The organism is Geothrix terrae, from assembly GCF_022808775.1.
GTDB lineage: Bacteria > Acidobacteriota > Holophagae > Holophagales > Holophagaceae > Geothrix > Geothrix terrae.
This window is the reverse complement of sequence record NZ_JAKZLA010000001.1, coordinates 23438-46928: the sequence shown is the minus strand read 5'-3', so window position 1 is coordinate 46928 and position 23491 is coordinate 23438. Positions and strand designations below refer to the sequence as shown.

Here is a 23491-nt window from a genome sequence, read left to right as displayed (position 1 = left end):
TGCCGCCTCCTCCTCTGCCCCTCCACCCGGAGATCCGCACCATGAGCCGATGCCCCTCCTCGAGCTTGTGCCTCTGGCTCGCGCTGGCCGGATGTGGGTGGCTGCCATCGGCCCTGTACGCCACGGATCCCCCGCACAACATCGCCACGGCGAATTCGTACGGATCGCTGAACTACTGCTCCACCTGCCACAAGGTCATGGGTGGGGCCAGCGGGGCCACCCTCACGACCGTGAGCGGGAACGTGAACCTCTGCCTGAGTTGCCACGTGAGCGGCGGCAAGGCCACCAACCAGGCCTTCACCGCCACGGACCAGGCCGTGCCCGCGGACGCCAGCCTGGTGGGCGCCACCGCTGGCGGCACCTCCCACCGCTGGGATTCCAGCGCGGCAGGCCGGCTCATCAAGGGCTCTCCCAACACCTCCACCGCCACGATCGCCTCCTCGGGCGACTACACCGGCGCCTACGCGGCCACCATCATGATCCAGGTCACCACCGGCGGCGCCACCGGCACGGCCAAGGTCGCCTGGTCCCAGACCACCAACGGCACCAGCACCTTCGGCGGCGCCACGACGATCACCACCAGCACCACGCCGCAGGCCCTGGGCAGTTCGGGCGTCTCCCTGGCCTTCTCCGGCACGGGCACCTTCGTCCTCAACGACATCTTCTACCTGTACCTCCGGCCCGACCTGGTCCAGCCCACTTCAGGCATGTCCACCTACCTGGAAGGCGGGAAGCTCATGTGCTCCACCTGCCACGACCAGCACCTGCAGGCCCTGGCTCCCTTCGACCCGAACGCCTCCCAGACCTACACCGCCGGTACCACCAACAACCGCCACTTCCAAAGGGTGCGGAACGACGACGGTTCCATGTGCGGGGACTGCCATGCCGCCCGCAACGTCGGCAAGGGCGGCACCTCGCACCCGGTCCACGTAAACCTGGCCTCCGCCCCCAACACCAAGACGCCGACCCTGGGCACGGTCCTCTCCGCCGCCGGGAACGTGGAGTGCCTGACCTGCCATGACGTCCACAAGGCACCCACCACCACTGCGCCCGCGGGCATGCTGCTCCGGGTGAGCAACTCCCTGGCCCTCTGCACGGACTGCCACACCCTGGCCGACACCACCACCGCCAATGTGCACACCAACCCCACCAGCGGCATCCTCTGGCCAGGTGACGGGTACGGCGGCAGCACCTACCCCGCCATCACGGACACCACGCTGCGGGGCGCCTGCAAGAACTGCCACACGCCCCACGGCTGGCCCGACGCCAACAACCCGGGCGGCCGGTACGCCTTCGCCCTCGGAGCCCGGCAGGACAACCTCTGCGAGACCTGCCACGACGGCACCCCTGCCAAGGATGTCCGCACCGAGATCCTCAAGACCAACCACCACCCCGTGGAGCGCACCAGCGGCCATACCGTCGGCTGCGCGGACTGCCACAACCCCCACATGGCCACGCCCGGGGTGCACACCTACACCACCACCGCCGACGCCAACCGGAACCGCCTCCGCGCCGATGCCGGCGGGGTGCTGAACAACATGTACGCCCTCCGTGGCGTGGACGGCGTCCAGTTCAACTACACCGGCCTGGGGCTGTGGCCAACCCCCACCGCGGCCACCTTCACCAAGGTCGCCAGCGGGTCCCCCGCGGTGGCCGCCAGCGGCGCCACGTACGAGTACCAGGTCTGCTTCAAGTGCCATACGAGCTACGACAGCTATGGCGCCACCCGCCCCGGCGGCGTCACCACCTTCTACAACACCGGGACCGCCAAGTTCACCAACGGCAGCACCACCGTGGCCGGCACCGGCACCACCTGGGTCGTCACCACCACCGCCACCAATTCCGAGACCACGCCCGGCCGCACTGTGGTGGGCATGTACATCCAGAAGAACATCACCTCGCCGGCCTACAAGATCACCGCCGCCACCGCCACCTCCATCACCCTGGCCACCCCCTACACGGGCACCACCGATGCGACGGCCGCCGCCTACGTCATCACCCGGGAACAGACCGACCTCGCCCAGGAATTCAGCCCCAGCAACGCCTCGGGCCATCCCGTGGTGACCGGCCTCAACAACTACACCGGAAACGTCGCTCCCAAGGCGCTCAGCGCGTCCTTCATGAAGGCCCCGTGGACCGCCGTGGGGACGCAGACCATGATGTGCTCCGACTGCCACAACACCAACGGCACGGCGGCCCAGGGTCCGCACGGGTCGGCGAACCAGTTCATGCTGCGGGAATTCGCCGGTGGCGCCCCGGCCGCGAACTGGCCGAACGTCACCCTCACGGCGACACTGGGCAGCACGGTCGCAAGCCAGTCCTGGTGCAACAACTGCCACCAGCTCACCACGGCGCTCACCAACGATGTCCACACCAAGAACAGCACCCATGAAGGCCACCAGTGCTTCGCCTGCCACGTGGTGATCCCCCACGGCAGCAAGATGTCGCGCCTCATGGCCTGCAACACCAACATGCCCGCCCGCTACGCCTACCAGGGTGACCGCACCAACACCCTGATCCTCCAGTTCAAGAAGGCGGCCGTGGGCACCTACGCAACCAGCAACTGCGACACGACGGTCCACCACAGCGCCCTCACGGGAACGGGGGTGGAATCCTGGTGAGCCCGCGCGACGAGGTCCTCCGCTCCATGCCGGGATGGAACCCGTTCCTCCCGGTCAGGCGATTCCTTCGCCGGCCGGCCGTCATCGTCGCGGAGATCCTCGTCATCACCGCCGCCTGCGCCCTCGGAGCCAGCCTGCCCCAGGCCGGACGATCCCCGGCGGCCCAGGTCGCGAGCCTGCGGTCGCACGGCGCCTTCGCGTCCGTCCTGGTGGAACGCCTGTCCCTGGACCATGTCTTCACCAGCGGGTGGTTCCTCGGGGCGCTGGCCTTCGCCACGGCCTCGCTCGTCATCGTGGTCGTCGAGCAGACGCGGCGGCTCCGGGCGACCTGGAGCCAGGTTCCCACCGAAGCCCACTTCAGGAACGCACCCTTCCGGCTCGAGTTCACCCGCCCCGGGCAGGGGCCGGCCTCCCGATCCGTCCGCAGCCGGGGGCGGCTTGGGCTCGCCGGCTCCCCCCTGTTCCACACGGGCCTCCTGGCCGTGATCCTCGCCGGGGCCCTGGGGGCCCTCTTCAGCGTGCAGGCCGTGGTGGACCTCTTCGAAGGCGAGACCCTGCCCCCCACCGTGGAGGCCTGGGGCCTTCAGCAGCCGGGCCCCCTGGCCTCCCCCTTCCGGCTCGACAGCTCTCTGAGGCTGGTGTCAGTGGAGCCGACGCGCTACCAGGGCGGCGACCTCATGGGTCTCCGCCTGAAGGTGGCCGAGGGCGCCGCGGAGGGCGGACCGATCCGGGACCTGAGCATCAACCAGGATCTCCGTGTCAGCCGGGGGCGCCTCTATGCCGACAGCCTCTTCGGACCGGCCGCCCTGGTGGTCTGGGACGGGGCCTCCAACCCCGATTCCCGGACGGCCGTCCTCCTGGAGCGGAAGGAACCGCAGGCCTTCGGAGCCTACGCGCCGGGCCCCGGCTCCCTCCGGGCCCGCATCCGGGTGCCGATGCCGGCGGGCGGAAGCCGCCCCAACCATGCCGAGGTGCGGATCCTCCAGGGAGAATTTCGCGTCGCGGAGGCCGACCTCCGGCCCGGCGAGGCCCTGGCCCTGCCCGGCGGCGGGACGTTCCGCCTGCACGGGCTCCCCTACTGGGCCCGGCTCCACGGCAGCCACGATCCCGCCATCGGACTCGCCTACGCCGGTTTCATCGTCGCGTTGGCGGGAGCGGCCCTCACCTACGGGGTGACGCGGGTGGACGAGCTGGTCAGCGTGACGCCGGAAGATGGCCGAGAGCGGGTGGTCGTGGCGCTGAAGCCCCACCGGTTCGCGCCGCTGTTCCAGGAACGCTTCGCGCAGCTCGTTCGCGAGCATGGAGGAGAGGCATGACCCTGCGCCCCTGGTTCTATTCCCTGATCCTGGCGGCCCTCGCCCTGGGCTGTGGCCGCGTGTCAGACCGGCAGGCCCGCGCCCTGGTGACCCGCTACAACGAGGTGGTGAGCGAGGCCTACCGGAAGAACGACATCCTCCTCATCGATGCCGTGGTGGGCCCCAACGCGCCGGATGGCCGGCGGCTCACCGGCCTCATCGGCGTGCATGCCGACATGGGCATCGCCCTGGACGCCCACCTGGAATCCTTGGAGGTGACCAGCGTCGAACAGGCCGGAGGCGACCTGCGCGTGCGCACCCGGGAGCAGTGGCGCTACCGGGACCTGAGGACCGGCACGGGAGAGCAGGTGGGCGAGGCCTCCGTGGACCGCTATGAGATGACCTACCACTTCCGGAAGCTGAAAGGCGCCTGGATGGTCGAGGAGATCGCCTTCGCCGCCCCGCCGCAGGTGGGCCGCAAAGAGGTGCCCTGGACCATGGATGCCAAGGATGCCCACAGCATCGTCACGCCACCCCCCGGCAAGCCCTGAAGCCCGGAGCGTTCCATGAGCCCATTCGTCCTCGAAGCCATCCTGCACTGGACCTCAGTGGCCCTCTACATCCTGGCGGCCGTGCTCTTCGCCCACGCCCTGATGTGGAACCACCCGGACCGGGTGCGCTGGGCCACCCGGATCGCGCTCCTCGGCCTGGCGCCCCATGCCGGCGCCATCCTCGCGCGCTGGATCGCGGTGGGGCACGGGCCCTACATGGCCAAGTCCGAGGTGCTCTCCTCCAATGCGTGGATCGCCGTCCTCATGCTGCTCGTGGTGCTGTGGCGGCGGCCCAGCTGGGCGGGACTGGCCCTGGTGGCCCTCCCGGGCGCGATCCTGATGATGGGCCTGGGTCTGCTGGCCAGTCCTGAGGCCAAGGACCTGCCTCCGACACTCCGGTCCATCTGGCTCGTCTTCCACATCTTCTTCACCAAGCTGGCGGTGGGAGCCTTCCTGCTCGCCTTCGCTGCGGCGGTCCTCCTCCTGAGGAAGCTCAAGGGCGCCCAGAGCCGCTTCCTGGAGCGGTTCCCCACGGCCGACCTGCTGGATGCCTCGATGATCCGCTTCGTGGGCTTCGGCTTCGTGTTCTGGTCCACCACGATCATCGCGGGGGCCATCTGGGCCCATCAGTCCTGGGGCCGCTACTGGGGCTGGGATCCCATCGAGACCTGGTCACTCGTGACCTGGCTCTGCTTCGGCTCCCTGCTTCACCTGCGGCTGTTCTACCGCCTGGGCTCGCGGACCACGGCCTGGCTCACCATCGGCTGTTTCGGGGTCTCCATCCTGACGGCCTTCATCTTCCCCTTCCTGGTGCCCTCGCTTCACGCCGCCTACTTCCAGTGACCGGGCATTGTGACTAATTCCGCCACCTTTGACCCCAGAATGATGTTGCGAAAGGCAATGAGGGTGACGTCGTGAGCAAGATCCTCTTCGTGGTGCCGCCCTACTCCAGCTGGGGGGTGGAGGTCATCGGCACCTGGCCGCCCCTCCAGATCGCCTACCTGGCCGGAGCCGTCGAGGGGGCGGGACACGAGGCCCGCATCTACGACGCCATGAACCGGGAGGGCGCCAGCTTCGATACCATCCGTGCGGAGGTGGAACAGTACCGCCCGGATGTCGTCGTGGCCTACGACTACCTGCCTGTCACCGGCGCCATCAGCACGGCGGTGGTGCCCGCGGCCATGAAGGCCCTGGGATTGGCCAAGGCGGTGGACCCCGCCATCACCACGCTCATCGGCGGCCCCTTCCCCACCTTCAAATATTCCGAGCTCCTGAGGGATCCCTCCGGGGCCGTGGACATCGTCCTGCGCGGCGAAGCGGAAGCCACTTTCCCCGAGCTGCTGGCGGCCCTTCAGGGCGGCGTGCTGGATGGCGTCCGCGGTCTGGCCTTCCTGCGCGATGACGAGGTCATCGTCACCGAGACCCGCCCGCACGTCACGGACCTCGATGCCCTCAAGCCCGCCTGGCACCTGCTGGGCTGGGACGCCTACCGCTACCGGATCGATCCGCCGGGCCGCATGGCTTCCATCCTCACCTCCCGCGGCTGCATGATGGGTTGCTCGTTCTGCAGCCACCGGGCCTTCTGGCGGGGCGACTGGCGCGCCCGGACACCGGAGGATGTCATCGAGGAGATCCGCCTGCTCGTGGATCGCTACGCCGTCGAATCCATCACGATGATCGACCCGTACCCCACCCATGACCGGGAGCGCTGGGAACGGCTCCTCGACCTCATCATCGACGCCAGGCTCGGCATCCGGCTGCTGATGGAGACCCGCGCGGAGGACGTGGTGCGCGACGCCGACCTGCTGCCCAAGTACCGGGAGGCGGGCGTGGTGCATCTCTACATCGGGGCTGAGGCCGGCACGGATGAGCTGCTGGCCTCCCTCAACAAGGGCAACGATGTGAACGCCATCGCCCAGGCCATCCGCCTCGCCCGCGAGCACGACATCGTCACCGAAGCCTCGTTCATGATCGGACACCCCACGGAGACCCAGGCCTCCATCGACCGCACCATCGAGGTCGCCATCCGGATGAACCCCGATATCGCGGTGTTCCCGGTCCTGACGCCGATGCCCTTCACACCCCTCTACGACCAGATGCAGGACCGGGTGCGCGTCCACGATTATTCCAAGTACAACCTGTCCACGCCGATCATCGAGCCCTACGACATGACGCTCGAAGAGGTCGCCATCGCCCTGGGGCGCTGCTACATGACCTTCTACGCCCAGAAGATCCCCGAGATCCGGGCCCTGCCGGACGGCTTCAAGCGCCGCTACCTCCTGAGCGCCTGCAAGGAAATGATGGCCGCCTACGGCAAGCACTTCGGCCACCTGGGGGCGAAGATGCCGAAGATGCACCCCCATCCGGCCGCCTGATCAGGGCGGGCCCCACGGGCCAACCGGAATCATTCCACCTCCCGGCCCGATCCATGTTCCGCTTCATCACTCGAAAGGTCCCCCATGTCCAGCGCCCTCTCCCTTCTTCTCGCCGCTTCGGTGATGGCAGGTTTCAGCCCGGATGCCGCGGCGGCCACCCCGCCTCAGGCTTCGTCGCCCGCGCCTCATCCCACGGGAGCCCAGATCCCCCAGGGCGAGGACCTGACGGGCAAGGTGCTTGAGCGCCTCGACGCCTCGCCCTACTGCTACCTCCGCCTGAAGACGGCCAAGGGTGAGGTGTGGACCGCCGTCCCCGAGGCCAAGGCCGAGAAGGGCTCCGAGGTCACCGTCGCCAATGCCGTGCTGATGACGAATTTCGAATCCAAGACCTTGAAGCGGACCTTCGCCGAGGTCTACTTCGGCACCCTCGCCACCCCGGGCGCGACTCCGGCTGGTGCCAATCCCCACGGCCAGGCTGGGCGCCCCGCCAAGCCCGTGAAGGTCGGGAAGGTGGCCAAAGCCTCCGGCGCGGACGCCCGCACCGTGGCCGAGATCTGGGCCCAGAAACAGAACCTCAAAGGGAAGAGCGTCACGCTGCGCGCCAAGGTCGTGAAATTCACCAAGGGCATCATGGGCAAGAACTGGCTGCACCTCCAGGACGGCAGCGGGGACCCGAAGAAAGGCACGAACGACCTCACCGCCACCAGCCAGGCCGAAGTGGCGGTGGGCGATACCGTGACCATCCACGGCGTGGTCCAGACCGACAAGGACTTCGGAGCCGGCTACACCTACGCGGTGATCATCGAGGATGCCAAGGTGACCGGGAAATAGGCGCGGGTCCCCCGCCGTTCACCTGGGCCGGATCGCTCCCTGCCCCGGCGGCAGGCCTGCGGCGAAGGCCTGGCCTCCAGTGCCCTGCTTCTCGAGCACGAGAATCTGAAGGGTCCGGGCGGCCTTGCCGCGCAGGCGGATCATCCGCCCCTCGGCGCCCAGGCGGAACTCGGCGGCACTCATGAAGGCCCACCAGTCGCCGCTGGCCTCCTTCTCGATCCGGATCTGGTTCCAGGGGATGCTGGCCGGCCCCTGCCACCAGGCGGGCTGGAAGGGGAAGGGCTGCTTCAGGTGCAGGCAGCGCCGGCCGGCCTTCAGGGACACGGGCGAGTGGCCGCGCAGGGCGCCGAACTCCACCTGCTGCCAGCCGAGGTTCTTCTCGATGGGGTCGGTGGGATCGGCGGGGAAGGCCGCATAGAGCGCGGGAATGCCCATGAGCCGGTTGGTGAGCCAGGAGACCAGCAGGAAGACGGCTGGAATCAGCAGCAGGACCACAGGCGGGGGCGGGGATCCGCCGCGTGACGCGAGCAGCGCGAGGGCCATCATGGCTTCTGCCTCCGTTTGGCGGCCTGCCAGGCGGCTTCCATCTCATCGAGGGTACGGTGCTCCCAGCCGCCGGCGGCGCGGGCGTCGTCTTCCACAGACTGGAAGCGGCCCTTGAAGCGCGTCATCTGGCGCCGCAGGGCCCGGTCCGGGTCCACGCCCTTCTTGCGGGCCCACTGCATGAGGCTGAACAGCACATCACCGAACTCCTCCTCCACGCGGCCCGGCTCGGACTCGGCCTGGAGCTCGGCCACTTCCTCCTTCACCTTGTCCAGCACGCCCTCGAGATCGGGCCACTCGAAGCCCACCTTCGCGCAGCGGCGGCCGATCTCCAGGGCCTCCTCCATGGGTGACAGCGAGGCGGGAATGCCCTCCAGCAGGCGCGGATCCCCGCCGTGGAGCCCCTTCTCCTCGCGCTTGATGGCGGCCCAGTTGGTGAGCACCTCCTCTGCGCCATCCACCTCGACCTCCGCGAACACGTGCGGATGGCGGCGCACCAGCTTCTCCACGATTGTGCGCTCCACATCGTGGAGGTCCCAGGCGCCCCGATCCGACGCCAGTTGGGCGTGGAAGGCGATCTGCAACCAAAGGTCGCCCAGCTCCTCGCAGAGGTGCGCCTCGGTGGCGGGGTCGCCGGCCTGATGGGCCGCCAGGGCGTCCAGCACCTCCGCCGCCTCCTCGCGCAGGTAGCGGGCCAGCGAGGCGTGGGTCTGCTTCAGGTCCCAGGGGCAGCCCGTCTCCGGCTTGCGGAGCGCGGCCATGACAGCGCGGAGGGTCGTGGGTTCCATGTCCCAGGGTACCCGGAGCGCCCGGTTCAGAGGGCGGCGAGGATGGCCCTCGCCAGGTCCGTGAGCGACGGATCCCGCGCCCCCATCACCAGGATGAGGTCACCCGCCTTTGCTTCGGTGGCCAGACGCTCCACGAGCCATTCCCGCGAGGGCGCGGCTTGGGCGGCGGCGCCTCTCGCGGCGATCTCGGCCACCACTTCGGCGCTGGTGATGTCCCGCGCGGCCGTGCCGCCGGCGTAAAACACGTCCAGGAACCAGAGGCGGTCCTGGGGCGCCAGCTCGGTGGCGAAGGTCTCCACGAACTCCGCCCGGAGGAACTTCAGGGGTCCGAAGCCATGAGGCTGGAACACCGCCAGCACCCGGCCGCCGGTGGCCACCGTGCGGAGGTGGGCCGCACGGATCGAGGCCGTCACCTTGGCGGGGTTGTGACCGAAGTCGTCCACCACCGTCACGCCGCGCCGCTCACCCAGCACCTGGAAGCGCCGCGCCACCCCCTGGAAGGCCGCCAAGGGCACGACCATGTCCTCCAGAGGAACGCCCAGCGCCTGACAAGCCGCGAGGGCCGCCAGGGCGTCCTCCACGTTGTGGACCCCAGGCACAGGAAGGACAAAGTCCTTTCCACCTGCGCGGAAAGCGGAGCTTTCCGCCTCAAGCGACAAGCCTTCGGCCCGCAAGCCGGCCTTCTCCCCGAACCCGAAGGTGATCGCGCCCACGGCGAACGCCCGCAGGTTCTCCGCCTCGCCCACCACGGCGGCCTCGCGCACCTGGGCCCGGAAGGCGCGGAACATCTCCGCGACGGCATCCATTTCCTTGTGATCCTTCTGGAGGTTGAGGATCACGCCCACGGCCGCGCGGTAGCGCACCACGGAGCCGTCGCTCTCGTCGGCCTCGATCACCAGCAGGTCCGACGCGCCGGCCCAGGCGTTACCCCAGCGGCCCTCCCGCTGGAGGGCCACCAGCTCGCCGCCGGTGATGACGGAGGGATCGCGCCCCGCGCCCCGCAGGATCTCGAAGACCATGGCCGTGGTGGTGGACTTGCCGCTGGTGCCCGTCACCGCCACCGTGCGGTACTTCGCCACCACGTGAGCCAGCAGCTCCGAGCGGTGCAGCACGGGCACGCCCAGGCGCCGGGCCGCCGCCACGTCCGGCACCTCGTCCTCCACGGCCGTGGAGACCACCAGGGCCGCGCAGTCGCCTTCGAGGCCCGAGCCGTCCTGGGGGTGGATGACCACGCCCAGGGCCTCCAGCTGCGCCCGGGCTCCGGGCCGCTGGCCCCGGTCGAAGCTGCGGTCGCTGCCGCTGGCCCGGCCGCCCTTCATGGCCGCGAACTGGGCCAGGGCGCTCATGCCGCTGCCCGCCACACCCGCGAAGTGCAGGCGACCCAGGCCGAACTCGTCGCCCGGCAGATCCTCGGCGATGAGCACGGGATCACCCTCCGCGAGGCGGCCGAAGAGATCCACCACATCGGCGTTGGAGAGGCGCACGCAGCCATGGGACACGGGCGTGCCCAGCTCGTGCTCCTGGTTGGTGCCGTGGAGGTAGATCCAGCGCAGCCGCGAATCCCGCCCCGGCCCGCGGTTCCAACCCTCCTCCAGCCCGTCCAGGGTGAGCACGCGGGTGAGGATGAGGTCCTCCTCCCGGGCCTCGCCCCGCCACACCTCGCCGGTGGGCTGCTGGGCCTTGAACACCGCGCCGGGCTCGGCCCCCTCGCCGATGCGCGCGAGGATGCGGTGCCAGCCCGTGGGTGTGCGGTAGGAGTTCTCCTCGCAGCCCAGGCCGTTCCTCGCCGTGGAGATGACGGCCTCGAAGACCAGGCGGCCGCCCTCCAGCAGGCCCAGGCGCTGGCGGGCCACATCCACCACGGCCACAGGCCCCTGCGGATCCCAGGCCGGCGCGCCCGGCCGGGCGAGGTTCGCCAGCACCAGGGCGCGGTAGCGGGCGGCGAGCACCGGATCGATCACGCCTCCGCCTCCGCGATGCACCCGGCCAGGGCGCTGGCGGCGACGGTGGCGGGGCTGGCCAGCCACATCTGGCCCGGGCCGCTGCGGCCGGGGAAGTTGCGGTTGATGGCGCTGATGGTCACCTCGTCGGGCCGGGTGGACACCCCGGGCCCCGCATTGATGCAGGCGCCGCAGGAGCTGCCCAGCACCACGGCCCCCACGGCCTCGAAGGCCGCGAGCCAGCCCTGCTCCTCGGCGTGGCGACGCACGTCCTCGCTGCCGCACTGCACGAAGAACCGCACGCCCTCGGGCACGCGTCGCCCTTCCGCCGCCGCGGCCTGCACCACCTCATAGGCCCGGCGCAGGTCCTCGCGCTTGCCGCCGGTGCAGCTGCCCAGGTAGGCGATGTGGATGGGCACGGCCCCGTCCAGATCCGCCAGGGCCACGCCGTTCCCCGGGTCGCCCGGGCGGGCCAGCATGGGACCCAGCGCCGCGCAATCCACCTCCAGGGTGTGGGCGTACTCGGCGCCCTCGTCACCGCACATCCAGGATTCCAGCGTGATCTCCACGCCCCGGCGCTCCTTCACGAAGCGCACGGTCTCGGCGTCCGGCGCGATGAGGCCCGTGAAGCCGCCGATCTCCGCCGCCATGTTGGTGAGGGTGGCCCGCTCGTCCGTGTCCAAGTCCCGCAGGGCCTCACCCTGGTACTCGATGACGTGGCCGATGGCGCCGCCTTCGCGGATGAGGGGCTGGGCCAGCAGGTGCAGCACCAGGTCCTTGGCAGAGACGCCAGGGCGCAGGCGCCCGTCCAGGCGCACCCGCAGCGTGGGCGGCACGGTGACCCGCACATCACCCGTCACCCAGGCGTTGGCGATGTCCGTGGTGCCGACACCGAAGGCCAGGCAGCCCAGCGCCCCGGCGTGGGGCGTGTGCGAGTCCGTGCCCACCACCACCTGGCCCGGCAGGGCGTAGCGCTCGGCCATGAGCGCGTGGCAGATGCCCTCGCTGCCGGAGCCGTCCGCCAGCTCCCCGTGGAGCCGGATGCCGTGCTTCGCGCAGAAGGCCTCCTGCGCGGGCTTCAGGCCCTCGGCGACCGCGAGCAGTCCCAGGGCCCGGTGCTCGGCCTTCATGCTGTGGCGCAGGAAGGTGAGGTGGTCGCGGAAGGCGAGGATGGAGGCCGGATCGCGCAGCACGGCATCCGGCCCCAGGGCCTTCTCCAAGAAGCTGGCCGCCATGGGCGTCACGTACTCATGACTGAAGCGCCAGTCAGCCTGCACGAAGAGGCCGTCGCCGGGCGCCACGGCGGGCAGGCCCACCTGCCCCGCAGCGGCGTCCACCACGGCGTGCCGCGCCAGCAGCTTCTCGGCGTAGGTCATGGGACGTGGCTCATGGGCGGGCAGCAGCGGTTTCACCTCGCCCTTCATCCGGGCGGCGTTGTAGGCGAAGAGGCCGCCCCGCCGGACAATCTCCGCCGTGACGGGATCCAGGCCCGCCGTGAACTCGGAAAGGGGGATCGCCTCGCCTCGGCGGATCCGCGGGATCAGCCCGAAGTCCGTGCTGGCGAGCAGGCCCAGGTTCTGGCAGTTCTGGCGGTAGATGCGCTCGAAGCTCTCGGCGATCACCAGGCGGATACCCGCGCACCACTCGGCGTAGGGGCTGGCCTCGCGGCTGCTGCCCTTGCCCCGGCGCTTGCCCGCCACACTCACCGCGAAGCCACCCGCTCGCACGGAGCCCTCCTTCACCGGGAAGGCCTCGCCGCACTTCAGACCCAGGTAAGGGAAGTCGCCCAGCTTCTCGTCGTAGTGGTAGCAGATGAAGGCCGGCGTGATCTCGTCCGTGCTGATCTGGTCCCGCAGGGGAAGCGCTTGGTCCGGCGCCAGGTCTTCGCCGGCGAGCTGGCGGCGGATCCCTTCCGGATCCTCCGTGAGGAAAAGCACTCGGCCATCGAAGAAGACGGGATCAGACAGCATCCCTCCAGAGTACCGGCTCTTCCCGCTACGCACGAAGGCCCCCGACCGGGGGCCTTCGTACGGATGATGGGTGTGGCGCTCAGTCCTTCTCTTCCTCGGCCTTGAGCTTGGCTTCCTGCTCGTCGAGGTGCTTCATGAGGCGCTCGGCCAGCTCCTCGTCCTCGAGGGGGGTGAACATGTCGTCCTTCACCTCGAAGATCTCCAGGCTCAGGCCCTCCTCGGGGTCGGCAGTGCCGTCCTCCTGGGCCTGCAGCTCGGCCAGGGGGGCCAGAATCGCGAAGTCGCGACCCTCGAACTCGAGCTCTTCCAGAATCGCGAACTCTTCCTTCTCGCCATTCTCGTCTTCGAGTTCAACGACTTCGATTTCAAAGGAATCGTCGTGATCGTGGTTGCAGTCCGGTCCGTGTTCGTGACCTTCGTGAGCCATGGGCTCCTCCTTGCGCAAGGGACCAGAATACGGTCGGAGGCCTTTCGGGCCAAGGAAATAAGCTGAACGGGACCGGCCGTGGCGGGCCCCGGAAAAAGAAATCGGCCCCCCGAAGGAGGCCGATCCAGTGTGAACGGTACGGTTAGATCTTGGTGACGTTGGTGGCCTGGGGGCCCTTCTGGCCCTGACCCACGTTGAAGCTCACGCGCTGGTTCTCGTCCAGGGTGCGGAAACCCGTGGTCTCGATGGCGGAGTGATGAACAAACAGATCCGCACCTCCGTCATCGGGGGTGATGAATCCGAAACCCTTTTCGGCGTTGAACCACTTCACGGTTCCTTGAGCCATGTAACTACCTGCTTTCTTCGTCCTGGATGTAGATGCATTGTTCCTTCCAGGCGAGGCAGCAACGCTTTTTGATACCCGCACGACCGGCGGGCGATTTCCAGTCTAAGGCCATTCCGCATCCAATTTTCAAAAAATCGACGAATTTATTTCCAGGGCGATTCTAGAGGTAGCTCCGGGCCCCCACGAAGGCCCGGCTGTAGTAGCGGTCCGAGAGCCGGTCCTGGCGGATGCCCTGCCCCGGGCGCGGCGCGTGGATGAAGGCCCCATCCCCCAGGTACAGCGCCACATGGCTCACCCGGCCGCCCCCGTTCGTGGCGAAGAAGAGCAGATCCCCCGCCCGGGCTCCGTCCAGGTCCACGGGGCGGCCCGCGTCGAACTGGGCCTGGGAGGAACGCGGCAGCTTCAAACCGTTGAGCCGGTACACGGCGCCGGTGAGGCCGCTGCAATCGAAGCCCTTCTCCGTGGTGCCCCCGAACAGGTAGGGCACGCCCAGGTAGCCCCTGGCGGCATCCACCAGGCCGACCCGCAGGCCCCGCTCGTCCTCCGGATGGACCCGGGGGCGCCCATAGGCCCCCGGGGCCGATCCGTCCGGGGCCACCACCCAGAACGCCTCGATCACCCCAGCGGCCTTCAGGGCCTCGCCGCGGGCCCGGGCCTTCTCCTTGGTGGCGAAGTCCCCGAAGCGCACTCGGAAGAGGCCGTCCTCCGAGCTGTAATAGGCCGCCTCCAGCCCCTGCGCCTGCAGCGCCTGGGCGAAGCGCGCCGCGTTCTCCACCTTGGCGAAGGCGCCGGCCTGCAGGGTGTAGCCCAGCCGGGGGATGGCCCGCGCCACCACCGGACTGGAGGAGGGCCGCTCCACGTACCGGCGCGGCGCCCGCGTGCAGGCCGTGAGCGCCAGCAGCGTCGCCGCCACGGATACACCTGTCCTGTGGTACCTCGGTCCCAACATGGAACCCCGCGTGAAGGATGCAGGGATCCTAGCAGGTGCCCGTCAGGCGATGAACTTCAGGCCGACCCGGATCCCATGCCGTGTGGGCTGGATCCACTTCACCTCGGAGAGGACCGACCGCGTGGCCTCCGCCTCCACGGGCACATGGACGGTGAGCACCTCGCCCCGGTGCAGGAGGCAGTTGGTGAGCAGGCTCACGCCCGCGTCGCTGATGTCGCGGCCGATGCCCGTGGCCCGGATCTCCGCCGGCGGGCCCAGCACCGTGTCCACGCATTCGAATTCCACGATCTGGTTCAGGACCATCCGGGGGCAGGACCGCTTTTCCATGGGGTGGCTCATGGGGATTCACGATAAGGGGAATTTACCGTCCGGCCAAGCTGAATCATGCATCTTTTTTCATCCATGCTTCCAGACATCAACAGCCGACCAGACGGACCGACCCAGGCCTCGGTCCGGTAACCCAAGCGCCCATTCAGGCTACTTGAGCTTGTCGAGTTCCCCCTGGATGCGGGTGCGCTGGTCCTCCTGCTTCACCTTGTCGAGGGCCTTGCGGTAGTTCGCGGCGGCCTGGACCTTGTCGCCCTTGAGGGCGTAGGCCTCGGCGAGGCTGTCGTAGGCGTTCCAGGAGTCGGGGTGGTCCTTCACGTTCCGCTGGAAGAGGGCGAGGGCCTCGTCCACCTTCTTCTGGCCCAGCAGGGTGTAGCCCAGCTGGTTGACCTCCACCTCCGTGGCCTTCGCCAGGGCCTTCGCCCGCAGGGCCTCGGCGCCCTTGGCGTCCCCCTTCTTGTCCAGCAGCGCGGCCTTGGTGCGCAGGGCCGTGAAGGATTCCCGCATGGTGAGGGAGCGGTCCACCCAGGTCATGGCCTCGTCCAGGTTTACGTCGTTGCGGACGCACCAGCCCGCGGCGCCGCTCCAGGCCTCCGGGTAGAACTGGTGGAGGCCGCGCAGCTGCTCCCGCAGGCTCTGCACCACCACTGCCTTGGTGTCCACTGCCACGGGAATGGGCACCCGCAGCTTCTCCCAGCGCAGCGACAGGGTGACCCCCTGGTCGCTGGGATCGTCGAAGGTGTAGGCCAGGCGCTCCATCGGCTCCGCAGGCACAGGCGTCACCGGCACCCGGGCCACGTCCTCCTTGGCGTCGTAGCTGTAGCTGCCCCAGCCGTGGGACTGGCTGCTGAAGATCACGGTCCAGGCCGTGGCCGTGGGCAGCATGTGGAGGCCGTAGCGCCCCGCCGGCAGCGGCGTCCCGCCCACGCGGACGGGGCTGGAGAAGGTCACCACGGTGTTCTCGTTGGCCCCGGCCCGCCAGACCTGGCCGTAAGGCACCAGCCCGCCCCAGATCTTTCGGCCGTTCACCGCCGGCCGATGGTAGCTCACGTCGATGTCCGTCAGCCCCACCGTCTGGCTGACCGTGGCCCGGGGACTGGCCTCGGGCAGCGTGAGGGGCGGTGCCTGGGCGACGAGCACGGGCGCAACCGCGAGCAAGGCAACAGCGAACCGACGCATGGGACACCTCCGCGAAGCATCCTGGACCGAAGCCCCCGGAACCGGAAGGGACCTGGGGCGAGCGGTGGGATTCCGGGGGTGATCGGGATGAAAAGGATGGTTTGAGCCACGGATGGACACGGATGGAAAAGCCAAAAGGCAAATCAGCCACTGATTTAGTGATTTCACGGATGAGGTTCTGGCCGCACGCAACCGTTCGGCAGCGAATTCATACCCTTCGGCTGGTTGTGACGGGGATCAGGGTCGGCCAGTGGCAGCATGGCGACCAAGTCATTTACCTTCAATCCCCAGGAGTCATCAATGATGGTTGGATCTTCTTGGCTGGTTCTGGCATGTCTGGCCCAAATCCCACCGGTTCTGACGGATGCCCCCGGGCCCCTCACCGTCACGATACGCCATCCCCTCGTGGTTTCCACGCGCTTGAAGCTCTCGAAAAAACCCATCCTCCCGCCCCTCATGTACACCCCGTTGCGTAACGGGCCGGGGTCGTCTGGCGAAATCCTGTTTCACCTGATCATTTCAAAAGAAGGCAGAGTCTCGAAGATCGTCAAAATCTCGGCTGATTGCCGGGTCGATCCCACGTTTTCCGAGTTTGTGCGCAGCCTTCAGTTCGCGCCCTGCAACCCGGAAGATAAGGGCCCCTGGGAAACAGATTTTGTCATTGCTTATGAAAATAGAGTTAAAAACATAAGTTCAAAAACTTCGATACCGACACAATCATCACGTTCCTGATCGGCAACACTGTCAACCCGTGACCTTCCACAGGTTCCGATCCGAGGGCGGAGCCACGGATGGACATGGATGAAAAAGCCAAAAGGCACATCAGCCACTGATTCCGGTGATTTCAGTGATTTCACGGATGAGGCCCTGGCCGCACACAGCATGGGCTTATCCGAGGACCTGCCCTGCTTGATCACCGTCCATCACCGTTCATCACCGGCTAAAAAAGGCTTTTCCCAGCAGAGCCCCGAGCGGAAGGGTTCATCGCCCCTCACGCGCCATCCAGACCCCCGGCCAGACCCTCCTGACCGTTCAGCGGCCATTTCGCACCTTTCAGCCGGTTGTGATGAGGATCAAGTCGGCCAAGTGGGAACATGATCGCGAAATAGCCCAGCCTCGACCTCCACCCAAAAGGCGTTCATTGGCTTCTGCCATTCAGTTCGCCTAATACAAAGTTAGGTTGTTCCCATGCTTTCGTTCAGAACCAAAACCTGTGTCTTGATGATCTGCGCCACGAGCCTTAGCTATGCCTGCTCAGTTCCACAGGCCAAATCTCTTAAGTCGATGATCACTAAACCCGGGCCTTCCGTGGAGCAGGTAGATGATTGGGTAACTAAAGCTACTGCATTGTTCGAAGGCAAATCGTTAGCTGACCTTAGGAAATTAGCCAAGCTCAAACGAGAAACCAAATCCAAAAGACCGTTCTACGACGGTGATTCAAACTCTCTACAGGATTACCTCACTCTGGAATTCGATGGGCTCACCATTGGTGGCTTTCCCTCGAAGGGTTCGTTCCTCATCGAAGAGGTTTCGATCACATCCTCAGCTTGGCCTGTACTCGATGGCCTGGTCGTTGGCTCGGATGCTTCGGTCGTCCCAACGATTTTTGGGTTCTCAAAGCGTCCTCTCATCGCCCCCCAGGAACTCTTCAGCGGCTTCGTCCATTCCTTGGTGGTCCATTCGGCAAAAGGCATCATCACTAAGGTCCAATTCTTCTATTTTTTCGACTAACAACCTAACCCTCCGCTCAAGTCGGACCCCGCCTGCATTGCCTTCCGCTCTCTCTCAGCATTTCGCTATCTCGGCTCCGCTCATCGCCTCGGCGCAGGCGTGGCCGCTTAGCTTCATTCGTTAGGCGCCAGCGTCGCACCCATGGCTCAATCCCCTTCAGTTCGTCAATTCCAACCATCCGAGTGGAAGACCTATAAAGGCCTTCGACTCCGAGCCCTCGCCGATTCCCCCGATGCCTTCGGAAGCACCCTTGCAAACGAAATTGAGCGCCCTGACGCTCAATGGGCCGAGAGCCTGATGGCAGCTAGTCAATCTGGCTTTGATTTGCCTTTGATTGCCTTCGCGGAGAATGAACCGGCAGGTCTGGCCTGGGCCAAAGTCGATGGCGCTGATTCCTCGGCCATCCATCTATTCCAGATGTGGGTTGCGCCAGAGCATCGTGGTCAAGGTTTGGGGCGTTTATTATTGATTACGTCCATCCAATGGGCAAAGGCCCGGGGTGCCAAGTCGATATCCTTGGGCGTAACTTGCGGGGACACCTCTGCGGTTCGTCTATATACATCAGCAGGCTTCGAACTGGTCGAAATGCCGAGGCCTCTACGGCCTGGTTCATCTGTTCAGGCCCAGAGCATGAGGCTGGAGTTCCATCAATGAGTCGCCTAACCCTCCGCTCAACTCGGACCCCGCCTGCATTGCCTTCCGCTCTCTCTCAACTTCTCGGTTCCTCGGCTCCGCTCAGCGCCTCGGTGCAGGCGGGTCCGGTTAGCTTCATTCGTTAGGCAGCCCTCACCCTATGGAATTCCTACTCACACGGAAACCGGTCGAGCGAAAAGACCAATGGCTATTGCCTCCACCGGAGGGGGAAACAATTTGCTACGAGGAGCCCCTCCATTACGAGCTTTTCCCTCAGCTCATGCGGGCGCTTCAGGAGACTGAGTGGCCCTTCCAATTTCATGGGTACTATTACAGGCTTTCCACGAACCATCGATTAATTCAGGAAGAAGTGCCCGCTTCGGAACACTACAAGATTGCTTGGCGTTCGATGTCCCAGAAATATCACGGCGCAGAGTTGGCCCTTCAATCTGTGGAGTCTCTTGCCGCCAATCTCATGAGGGAATATCCCAATCGTCGAGAAACTATTGGTGAAAGAAATCAACCGAAACTCTCGTTCTCTCTTGAACTGTACAATCTGCGAAGTAACTTTGCTTCATTCTTGTTTCTCATTCGCTCGTTGCTTGATGAATTTGCCGCACTTGTACAATTCCTTACGGCACCAAACGCTCAACAGTTCAAAAGCTTCGCAGATATTGTCAAAAAATGTCGAAACAGCACAACGCCGTCAGAAATCCCTGCCGAGCTTCATACCTACATTCGGGAACACTCTGAGTGGTTTCTAAGAATGCGTGATGTGCGGGACTATCACGCTCATCACGGCTTTATTCATCTCCATCTCGTTGAATCGCCATCGCGAGAACTCAAGTTCTATATCCATAACCGACTCGATATGCTTGAATTGGTGCGTGAATTCAAACTCGGTTTCGATATGCTTCTCGCCAATATCGACAGTGCGTTCGCTAAGCGAATCCGGTCTGCCTAACCCTCCGCTCAACTCGGGCCCCGCCTGCATTGCCCGCCGCTCTCTCTCAACTTCTCGCTTCCTCGGCTTCGTTCATCGCCTCGGTGCAGGCGGGTCCGGTTAGCTTCATTCGTTAGGCGTCAAATTGCCAATCCCCAGAATTCAGGAGAAATCATGGCCGCAAGCAACACTCTGGAGACCATTCGTGTATTCCTTGCGTCACCCAGTGACGTATCATCAGAACGAGAAAGCACGCCTGGAATTATTAATGAATTGAATAGGACCATCGCTGCCCTTCTTCCCAACACCAAGGTCCGATTGGAGTTGATTCGATGGGAATCCCATTCATTTCCGGCCATGGGCCGACCACAGCAAATTATCAATGATCAAATTGGCCCTTATGATATCTTCGTTGGCATTTTATGGAAGCGATTTGGAACACCGACTGGAAAGGCTGACTCAGGAACCGAGGAAGAGTTTAGACTCGCCTACACGAACTGGAAAAATCATGGCAAGCCACACATTCTTTTTTATTTCAACAGAGCAAGTTCTGCTCCACCCAAAACTCAAAATGAAATAAATCAACTCGGCAAGATTGTAGCCTTTCGTGAAGAACTCGAAAGCCGAGGATTAGTTTGGGAATATTCGGATGCAAGTCAATTTTCATCGGCTCTGCGGCCGCATTTGACAGAGGTCGTTGGAAAGATGCTCGCCGCTTCTAAAAGCAAAACCCGAACCAAAGCCGGTAAGGAGAGAGTTCCCGCACGGCGTACAAAACCTAAATCAACTCCAGTCGGAGCAAAAATTCGAATTGCAGATATTGGAAAAAGAGATGGATTTTATAGAGATAGAAAAGACATTATTGGTAAATCTGCAACATTAATTGAAGCAATACCCAAAGGTAGTTGGTTTATGGGAAAAGTGAAACTCGATGAGCCTGCATATAAAGGAGACGACATGAACTACCCCCTCGTAGAGTTCAAATTTGAGCTGATCGAGGTTGACGCCTAACCTTCCGCTCAACTCGGACCCCGCCTGCGTTGTCTCCCACTCTCTCTCAACTTCCCGCTTCCTCGGCTCCGCTCAGCGCATCGGTGCAGGTGGGGCCGATCAGCTTCCATCGTTAGGCATTTCTTGGAACCATAATGATCATTGATGTGAATGAAAAGTTTCCAGTCTCAGCTGCCCTACCGGCCGCCATGTGCATTCTGCATCGATGCGATCCATCCAAGTTGTTCCATGAATCGCAGATGAAACGCCATCCACTGGCGGCTTACAATGTATCGACTTCAGCGGTATTGAAAAGATTTGGGAATGTTTTGGACGCCCTTGAATTGGTCAAATTCGACCATATCGCCCAACCGCCGATCAAGGCGGGAGATGACGGCTTCCTGCTTGAGGCCACAGATCACCTGCTTGATTCTCTGATGGAACACATGGAGGATTGCGAGAAAATTGTCGGCTCTTTTTTCGAAGATCCTGCACAAAGGGCCAACAAGAAAAAAATCGAGCAGTACAAGAGGAGGGTAGATCCCTATCGAGATTTCATTGGGAAGCTTGATAACTTCATCAAGCACCAACAGGGCCGGTTGCGCCTCATTACCTTTTATGACGCAGCGAACACTTTCCCTGGCTATTACATCGAGGGGTTGGTAGAGGCAGGTGTCGTGGGGCCTGTAACAGGGATTCACCCAGGCGGAAATTCTGCGTTTTCATACGCTCGGGATCTCAGGTTTCACATGGCCAATGTATTTGGTGTGTCCAGGATTCTTGCCAATTACCTGATGAATTTGGGGGTTCTTCTCGATCCAGATGCATTGCCGTCAGATGCCTTGCCCACCGCAGTGGTGGGTACCTGGGCAGATACGCTTCGGAGGATTGCTAGCCTTGCGGCTGTTTGTTACCCAGACGAAGTTCGGAAACCATTTCCAGGTATCAATTTCATTGGAGAAGAGGTAAGGATCCGCTTCCCAGATAATACGTCTGAGCATCATTCATTCCCGAACGGTACAAAAGTAACTAGTTCGTTCGCTGGCGATGGTGTAACAAGGACTTTCAAATTGCCTTACTTTGCGGCCGGAACTGCCTAACCCTCCGCTCAACTCGGACCCCGCCTGCATTACCTTTCTCTCTCTCTCAACGTCTCGCTTCCTCGGCTTCGTTCAGCGCCTCGGTGCAGGCGGGTCCGGTTAGCTTCATTCGTTAAGTTATACTTGTTTTAATATATGAGGTGTTATGATCGAAAAAATTATACAAAAATTTGTGCCGCCATTAACCTTGGTTATGATAATTGGTTTGGCTTCTTGCGACCTTTCCAAATCCATACCTAATAGATCAAAGATACCCGCGATACCCGCTTCACAAAAGATCGAAAAGCAGGATGCCAGTATGTTGTCTCATCGAACTTTTTTGATTACAGCTACAGGAATAGGGCCTATCAAGCTTGGAATGTCTCTCGATGAAGCAAGAAAGGCCTTTCAAGAAGGAACATTCGAAAGAACTTCGGATGGAGACGGTGCCGCCTTGATTGACGTTCTCTTAGGTAAAGATTCTTTGATGACCCTTTATGCGGGCGAGGAGGATCCAGATAAACCTATCGACTGGTCAAAGAAGATTACTGTCATTGAATCATTTAATCCGGCCTGTGTAAGTGAGGCTGGCTTACGTATTGGGGCCTTGGTTCTAGATGCGGAAAAGATCTATGGAAAAACAAAATCGATCACCAGAAGCGCTATCGAATCTCGCGAATATATTGAATTTCAGAATAATCCCGAGCACTTAACCTTCAGGATTGATTATACAGGTGTCTTTCCTGAGGGTTCTCGAGAGACAGCACAGTTCAAGCCGCAGGCTAAAATCCATTCAATAACTGTTTCTTCTCGCTAACGATTGATTTAGTAAGATGCAACCTAACCCTTCGCCCATGGGGGCCACGTTGAACGTCGCATCTAAATCCAACCTCAGTCGCTGCGGTGGACTATTTCTAATTGGCGTCGGGTCTATTGGAATCGTGGTCGCCATCGTCGACAAGACAGCTGGCTGGCGTGGTGTTTGGCAGTGGACCACTGCAATGGCGTACCTTCTCTTGGGCATTGACATGTTCCGCAGGCCAAGAAAAGAACAAGAACCCACGACTCGGCCGGACCCCTAAATCAATTCGAGTCCTGCCTGCACGGCCTTCTATCCTTTCAATGCCTCGCAGACTGAGCTCCGTTCAAGGCCTCATTCCCGGCGGGGTCGGCTGCCCTTCCAGCAGGCGCTTCCCTTCGGTGGCGAAGGCCCACCACGGCAGGGCTTCGCCGCACTGGAGGAAATGCTGCGCCGCGAGCAGCGTGTAGAGCACGCAGGGGTCGTGGCGGGGGCCCATGGCTCCCGCCAGCTCCTGGAACACGGCCAGCGGCTCGCGCTCCGCAAGCTGGCCGGGCTCGAGGATGCCGATCCCGCGGAGGTCGGCGGCGATGGACTTGCCGATGTTCGGCAAGTCTTCCAGCCGGGTGGGTTGGTCGCGTCTAGGCCGTGGCATGGTACCGGCGCCCCATGTGGTTCAGCTCCCAGCAGAGAAGGTCGATGTCTCCAGGATCCGCCCCCACCCGCCGGATGCCAGCGACGATCTGGGCGCGGGTGTGGGTGCCGTGGTTCGCGACGTGGAGCAGCAGTTTCCAGAGCGGGGCGGCATCGGAAAAGCCATCGAGGCCCGTCCAGGCGCACGATCCCACCAGGTCCGCGTCGGTCAGCGCGTTGATGTAGGCATGGGTCTGCCGGTCGATGGCGGCCCAGTGGGCCCGGGCCTGGGCCACCGTGGCGATGGCCTCCCCGGGAAGGGTCAGGCCGTAGGCCTCCTCCAGGCTCTTGGAACCGTCGAGCCAGGAGAGCCACCCCCACTGGCAGGACAGCAGGTGGGCCAGGGTGTCCCGGATCGACCCGTTCCCGCTGCACTCGGGGGCGTTGTATTCCTCGTCGCTGAGCCCATCGAGGGCGTCGAGCACCCGGGCCGTAGCCCAGGTGTCGTAGGCGTAGCTGGTCTTGATCACGTCGAGCATGG

General features: G+C 64.2%; 24 protein-coding genes. 13 read left to right on the top strand and 11 right to left on the bottom strand.

The annotated features are described in order from the left end of the window. Nucleotides 1–41: 41 nt before the first annotated feature. The 6 genes from MLE42_RS15925 (at nucleotide 42) to MLE42_RS00195 (ending at nucleotide 7673) form a co-directional block, all read left to right on the top strand. Nucleotides 42–2621, top strand: a complete 2580-nt coding sequence (locus tag MLE42_RS15925; RefSeq protein ID WP_275975621.1) for a cytochrome c3 family protein — start codon at nucleotides 42–44, stop codon at nucleotides 2619–2621. Further along, nucleotides 2618–3937: a cytochrome c biogenesis ResB family protein gene (locus tag MLE42_RS00215; protein WP_243285867.1), complete on the top strand. Its 1320-nt coding sequence runs from the start codon at nucleotides 2618–2620 to the stop codon at nucleotides 3935–3937. The genes MLE42_RS15925 and MLE42_RS00215 overlap by 4 nt, the downstream gene beginning before the upstream one ends. Next, complete coding sequence (locus tag MLE42_RS00210) at nucleotides 3934–4467, top strand: hypothetical protein (RefSeq protein ID WP_243285866.1); 534 nt, start codon at nucleotides 3934–3936, stop codon at nucleotides 4465–4467. Before MLE42_RS00215 ends, MLE42_RS00210 begins: the two co-directional genes overlap by 4 nt. Before the next feature lie 15 nt (nucleotides 4468–4482). Next, nucleotides 4483–5310 (top strand): cytochrome c biogenesis protein, encoded by an 828-nt coding sequence (locus tag MLE42_RS00205; RefSeq protein ID WP_243285865.1) that lies wholly within the window; start codon nucleotides 4483–4485, stop codon nucleotides 5308–5310. Between the two features lie 71 nt (nucleotides 5311–5381). Then, complete coding sequence (locus MLE42_RS16240; protein ID WP_243285864.1) at nucleotides 5382–6842, top strand: B12-binding domain-containing radical SAM protein; 1461 nt, start codon at nucleotides 5382–5384, stop codon at nucleotides 6840–6842. Between the two features lie 84 nt (nucleotides 6843–6926). Continuing rightward, on the top strand, nucleotides 6927–7673 hold the full coding sequence (locus MLE42_RS00195; RefSeq protein WP_243285863.1) for a hypothetical protein: 747 nt from the start codon (nucleotides 6927–6929) through the stop codon (nucleotides 7671–7673). A gap of 18 nt (nucleotides 7674–7691) precedes the next feature. Here MLE42_RS00195 and MLE42_RS00190 read toward each other — a convergent pair whose 3' ends face one another. The 9 genes from MLE42_RS00190 to MLE42_RS00150 form a co-directional block, all read right to left on the bottom strand. Beyond that, nucleotides 7692–8219 carry a hypothetical protein gene (locus MLE42_RS00190; RefSeq protein WP_243285862.1) on the bottom strand — a complete coding sequence of 176 codons (528 nt, stop codon included), beginning with the start codon at nucleotides 8217–8219 and terminating at the stop codon, nucleotides 7692–7694. Beyond that, on the bottom strand, nucleotides 8216–9004 hold the full coding sequence (gene mazG, locus MLE42_RS00185) for a nucleoside triphosphate pyrophosphohydrolase (RefSeq protein ID WP_243285861.1): 789 nt from the start codon (nucleotides 9002–9004) through the stop codon (nucleotides 8216–8218). The genes MLE42_RS00190 and mazG overlap by 4 nt, the downstream gene beginning before the upstream one ends. Before the next feature lie 26 nt (nucleotides 9005–9030). Next, the gene (locus tag MLE42_RS00180) at nucleotides 9031–10965 is read right to left on the bottom strand and encodes a L,D-transpeptidase family protein (protein WP_243285860.1); all 1935 of its coding nucleotides are present in this window, start codon (nucleotides 10963–10965) and stop codon (nucleotides 9031–9033) included. Continuing rightward, nucleotides 10962–12914: an aconitase family protein gene (locus MLE42_RS00175; RefSeq protein WP_243285859.1), complete on the bottom strand. Its 1953-nt coding sequence runs from the start codon at nucleotides 12912–12914 to the stop codon at nucleotides 10962–10964. Before MLE42_RS00175 ends, MLE42_RS00180 begins: the two co-directional genes overlap by 4 nt. 79 nt (nucleotides 12915–12993) lie before the next feature. Continuing rightward, a complete protein-coding gene (locus MLE42_RS00170; protein ID WP_243285858.1) occupies nucleotides 12994–13341 on the bottom strand; it encodes a DUF1292 domain-containing protein in 348 nt (115 codons plus the stop codon). Nucleotides 13342–13483: 142 nt separating this feature from the next. Further along, the gene (locus MLE42_RS00165) at nucleotides 13484–13687 is read right to left on the bottom strand and encodes a cold-shock protein (RefSeq protein ID WP_243285857.1); all 204 of its coding nucleotides are present in this window, start codon (nucleotides 13685–13687) and stop codon (nucleotides 13484–13486) included. Nucleotides 13688–13847: 160 nt separating this feature from the next. Next, nucleotides 13848–14600: a C40 family peptidase gene (locus MLE42_RS00160; RefSeq protein ID WP_243285856.1), complete on the bottom strand. Its 753-nt coding sequence runs from the start codon at nucleotides 14598–14600 to the stop codon at nucleotides 13848–13850. Nucleotides 14601–14678: 78 nt separating this feature from the next. Further along, nucleotides 14679–14963: a PilZ domain-containing protein gene (locus tag MLE42_RS00155; protein WP_243285855.1), complete on the bottom strand. Its 285-nt coding sequence runs from the start codon at nucleotides 14961–14963 to the stop codon at nucleotides 14679–14681. Between the two features lie 150 nt (nucleotides 14964–15113). Next, nucleotides 15114–16142, bottom strand: coding sequence for a DUF2911 domain-containing protein (locus MLE42_RS00150; RefSeq protein WP_243285854.1), 1029 nt, complete (start codon nucleotides 16140–16142; stop codon nucleotides 15114–15116). Nucleotides 16143–16400: 258 nt separating this feature from the next. Between MLE42_RS00150 and MLE42_RS00145 the strand changes: the two genes are divergently transcribed. From MLE42_RS00145 to MLE42_RS00115, 7 genes are all read left to right on the top strand, one after another. After that, the gene (locus MLE42_RS00145) at nucleotides 16401–16874 is read left to right on the top strand and encodes a hypothetical protein (RefSeq protein ID WP_243285853.1); all 474 of its coding nucleotides are present in this window, start codon (nucleotides 16401–16403) and stop codon (nucleotides 16872–16874) included. Between the two features lie 456 nt (nucleotides 16875–17330). Then, nucleotides 17331–17873 (top strand): hypothetical protein, encoded by a 543-nt coding sequence (locus MLE42_RS00140; RefSeq protein ID WP_243285852.1) that lies wholly within the window; start codon nucleotides 17331–17333, stop codon nucleotides 17871–17873. Nucleotides 17874–18014: 141 nt separating this feature from the next. Next, on the top strand, nucleotides 18015–18527 hold the full coding sequence (locus MLE42_RS00135; RefSeq protein ID WP_243285851.1) for a GNAT family N-acetyltransferase: 513 nt from the start codon (nucleotides 18015–18017) through the stop codon (nucleotides 18525–18527). A gap of 349 nt (nucleotides 18528–18876) precedes the next feature. Further along, nucleotides 18877–19470 (top strand): hypothetical protein, encoded by a 594-nt coding sequence (locus MLE42_RS00130; RefSeq protein WP_243285850.1) that lies wholly within the window; start codon nucleotides 18877–18879, stop codon nucleotides 19468–19470. Between the two features lie 153 nt (nucleotides 19471–19623). After that, the gene (locus MLE42_RS00125) at nucleotides 19624–20460 is read left to right on the top strand and encodes a DUF4062 domain-containing protein (RefSeq protein WP_243285849.1); all 837 of its coding nucleotides are present in this window, start codon (nucleotides 19624–19626) and stop codon (nucleotides 20458–20460) included. A gap of 134 nt (nucleotides 20461–20594) precedes the next feature. After that, a complete protein-coding gene (locus MLE42_RS00120) occupies nucleotides 20595–21539 on the top strand; it encodes a hypothetical protein (RefSeq protein WP_243285848.1) in 945 nt (314 codons plus the stop codon). A 145-nt stretch (nucleotides 21540–21684) separates the two neighbouring features. Next, the gene (locus MLE42_RS00115; protein WP_243285847.1) at nucleotides 21685–22335 is read left to right on the top strand and encodes a hypothetical protein; all 651 of its coding nucleotides are present in this window, start codon (nucleotides 21685–21687) and stop codon (nucleotides 22333–22335) included. Between the two features lie 328 nt (nucleotides 22336–22663). On the opposite strand, the gene MLE42_RS00110 is transcribed toward MLE42_RS00115, so the two are convergent. Both MLE42_RS00110 and MLE42_RS00105 read right to left on the bottom strand, forming a co-directional pair. After that, nucleotides 22664–22972, bottom strand: a complete 309-nt coding sequence (locus MLE42_RS00110; RefSeq protein WP_243285846.1) for a helix-hairpin-helix domain-containing protein — start codon at nucleotides 22970–22972, stop codon at nucleotides 22664–22666. Beyond that, nucleotides 22959–23489, bottom strand: a complete 531-nt coding sequence (locus MLE42_RS00105; RefSeq protein ID WP_243285845.1) for a DinB family protein — start codon at nucleotides 23487–23489, stop codon at nucleotides 22959–22961. The genes MLE42_RS00110 and MLE42_RS00105 overlap by 14 nt, the downstream gene beginning before the upstream one ends. Nucleotides 23490–23491: the final 2 nt, after the last annotated feature.

Bases quoted from the DNA above. Each gene is read 5' to 3' on its own strand.
- MLE42_RS00105 (WP_243285845.1), bottom strand. From the start codon at position 23,489: ATGCTCGACGTGATCAAGACCAGCTACGCCTACGACACCTGGGCTACG.
- MLE42_RS00195 (WP_243285863.1), top strand. From the start codon at position 6,927: ATGTCCAGCGCCCTCTCCCTTCTTCTCGCCGCTTCGGTGATGGCAGGT.
- MLE42_RS00115 (WP_243285847.1), top strand. From the start codon at position 21,685: ATGATCGAAAAAATTATACAAAAATTTGTGCCGCCATTAACCTTGGTT.
- MLE42_RS00155 (WP_243285855.1), bottom strand. From the start codon at position 14,963: ATGGAAAAGCGGTCCTGCCCCCGGATGGTCCTGAACCAGATCGTGGAA.
- MLE42_RS00145 (WP_243285853.1), top strand. From the start codon at position 16,401: ATGGCGACCAAGTCATTTACCTTCAATCCCCAGGAGTCATCAATGATG.
- MLE42_RS00210 (WP_243285866.1), top strand. From the start codon at position 3,934: ATGACCCTGCGCCCCTGGTTCTATTCCCTGATCCTGGCGGCCCTCGCC.
- MLE42_RS00170 (WP_243285858.1), bottom strand. From the start codon at position 13,341: ATGGCTCACGAAGGTCACGAACACGGACCGGACTGCAACCACGATCAC.
- MLE42_RS15925 (WP_275975621.1), top strand. From the start codon at position 42: ATGAGCCGATGCCCCTCCTCGAGCTTGTGCCTCTGGCTCGCGCTGGCC.
- MLE42_RS00205 (WP_243285865.1), top strand. From the start codon at position 4,483: ATGAGCCCATTCGTCCTCGAAGCCATCCTGCACTGGACCTCAGTGGCC.
- MLE42_RS00175 (WP_243285859.1), bottom strand. From the start codon at position 12,914: ATGCTGTCTGATCCCGTCTTCTTCGATGGCCGAGTGCTTTTCCTCACG.
- MLE42_RS00135 (WP_243285851.1), top strand. From the start codon at position 18,015: ATGGCTCAATCCCCTTCAGTTCGTCAATTCCAACCATCCGAGTGGAAG.
- MLE42_RS00190 (WP_243285862.1), bottom strand. From the start codon at position 8,219: ATGATGGCCCTCGCGCTGCTCGCGTCACGCGGCGGATCCCCGCCCCCG.
- MLE42_RS00165 (WP_243285857.1), bottom strand. From the start codon at position 13,687: ATGGCTCAAGGAACCGTGAAGTGGTTCAACGCCGAAAAGGGTTTCGGA.
- MLE42_RS00150 (WP_243285854.1), bottom strand. From the start codon at position 16,142: ATGCGTCGGTTCGCTGTTGCCTTGCTCGCGGTTGCGCCCGTGCTCGTC.
- MLE42_RS00120 (WP_243285848.1), top strand. From the start codon at position 20,595: ATGATCATTGATGTGAATGAAAAGTTTCCAGTCTCAGCTGCCCTACCG.
- mazG (WP_243285861.1), bottom strand. From the start codon at position 9,004: ATGGAACCCACGACCCTCCGCGCTGTCATGGCCGCGCTCCGCAAGCCG.
- MLE42_RS00125 (WP_243285849.1), top strand. From the start codon at position 19,624: ATGGCCGCAAGCAACACTCTGGAGACCATTCGTGTATTCCTTGCGTCA.
- MLE42_RS00140 (WP_243285852.1), top strand. From the start codon at position 17,331: ATGCTTTCGTTCAGAACCAAAACCTGTGTCTTGATGATCTGCGCCACG.
- MLE42_RS00110 (WP_243285846.1), bottom strand. From the start codon at position 22,972: ATGCCACGGCCTAGACGCGACCAACCCACCCGGCTGGAAGACTTGCCG.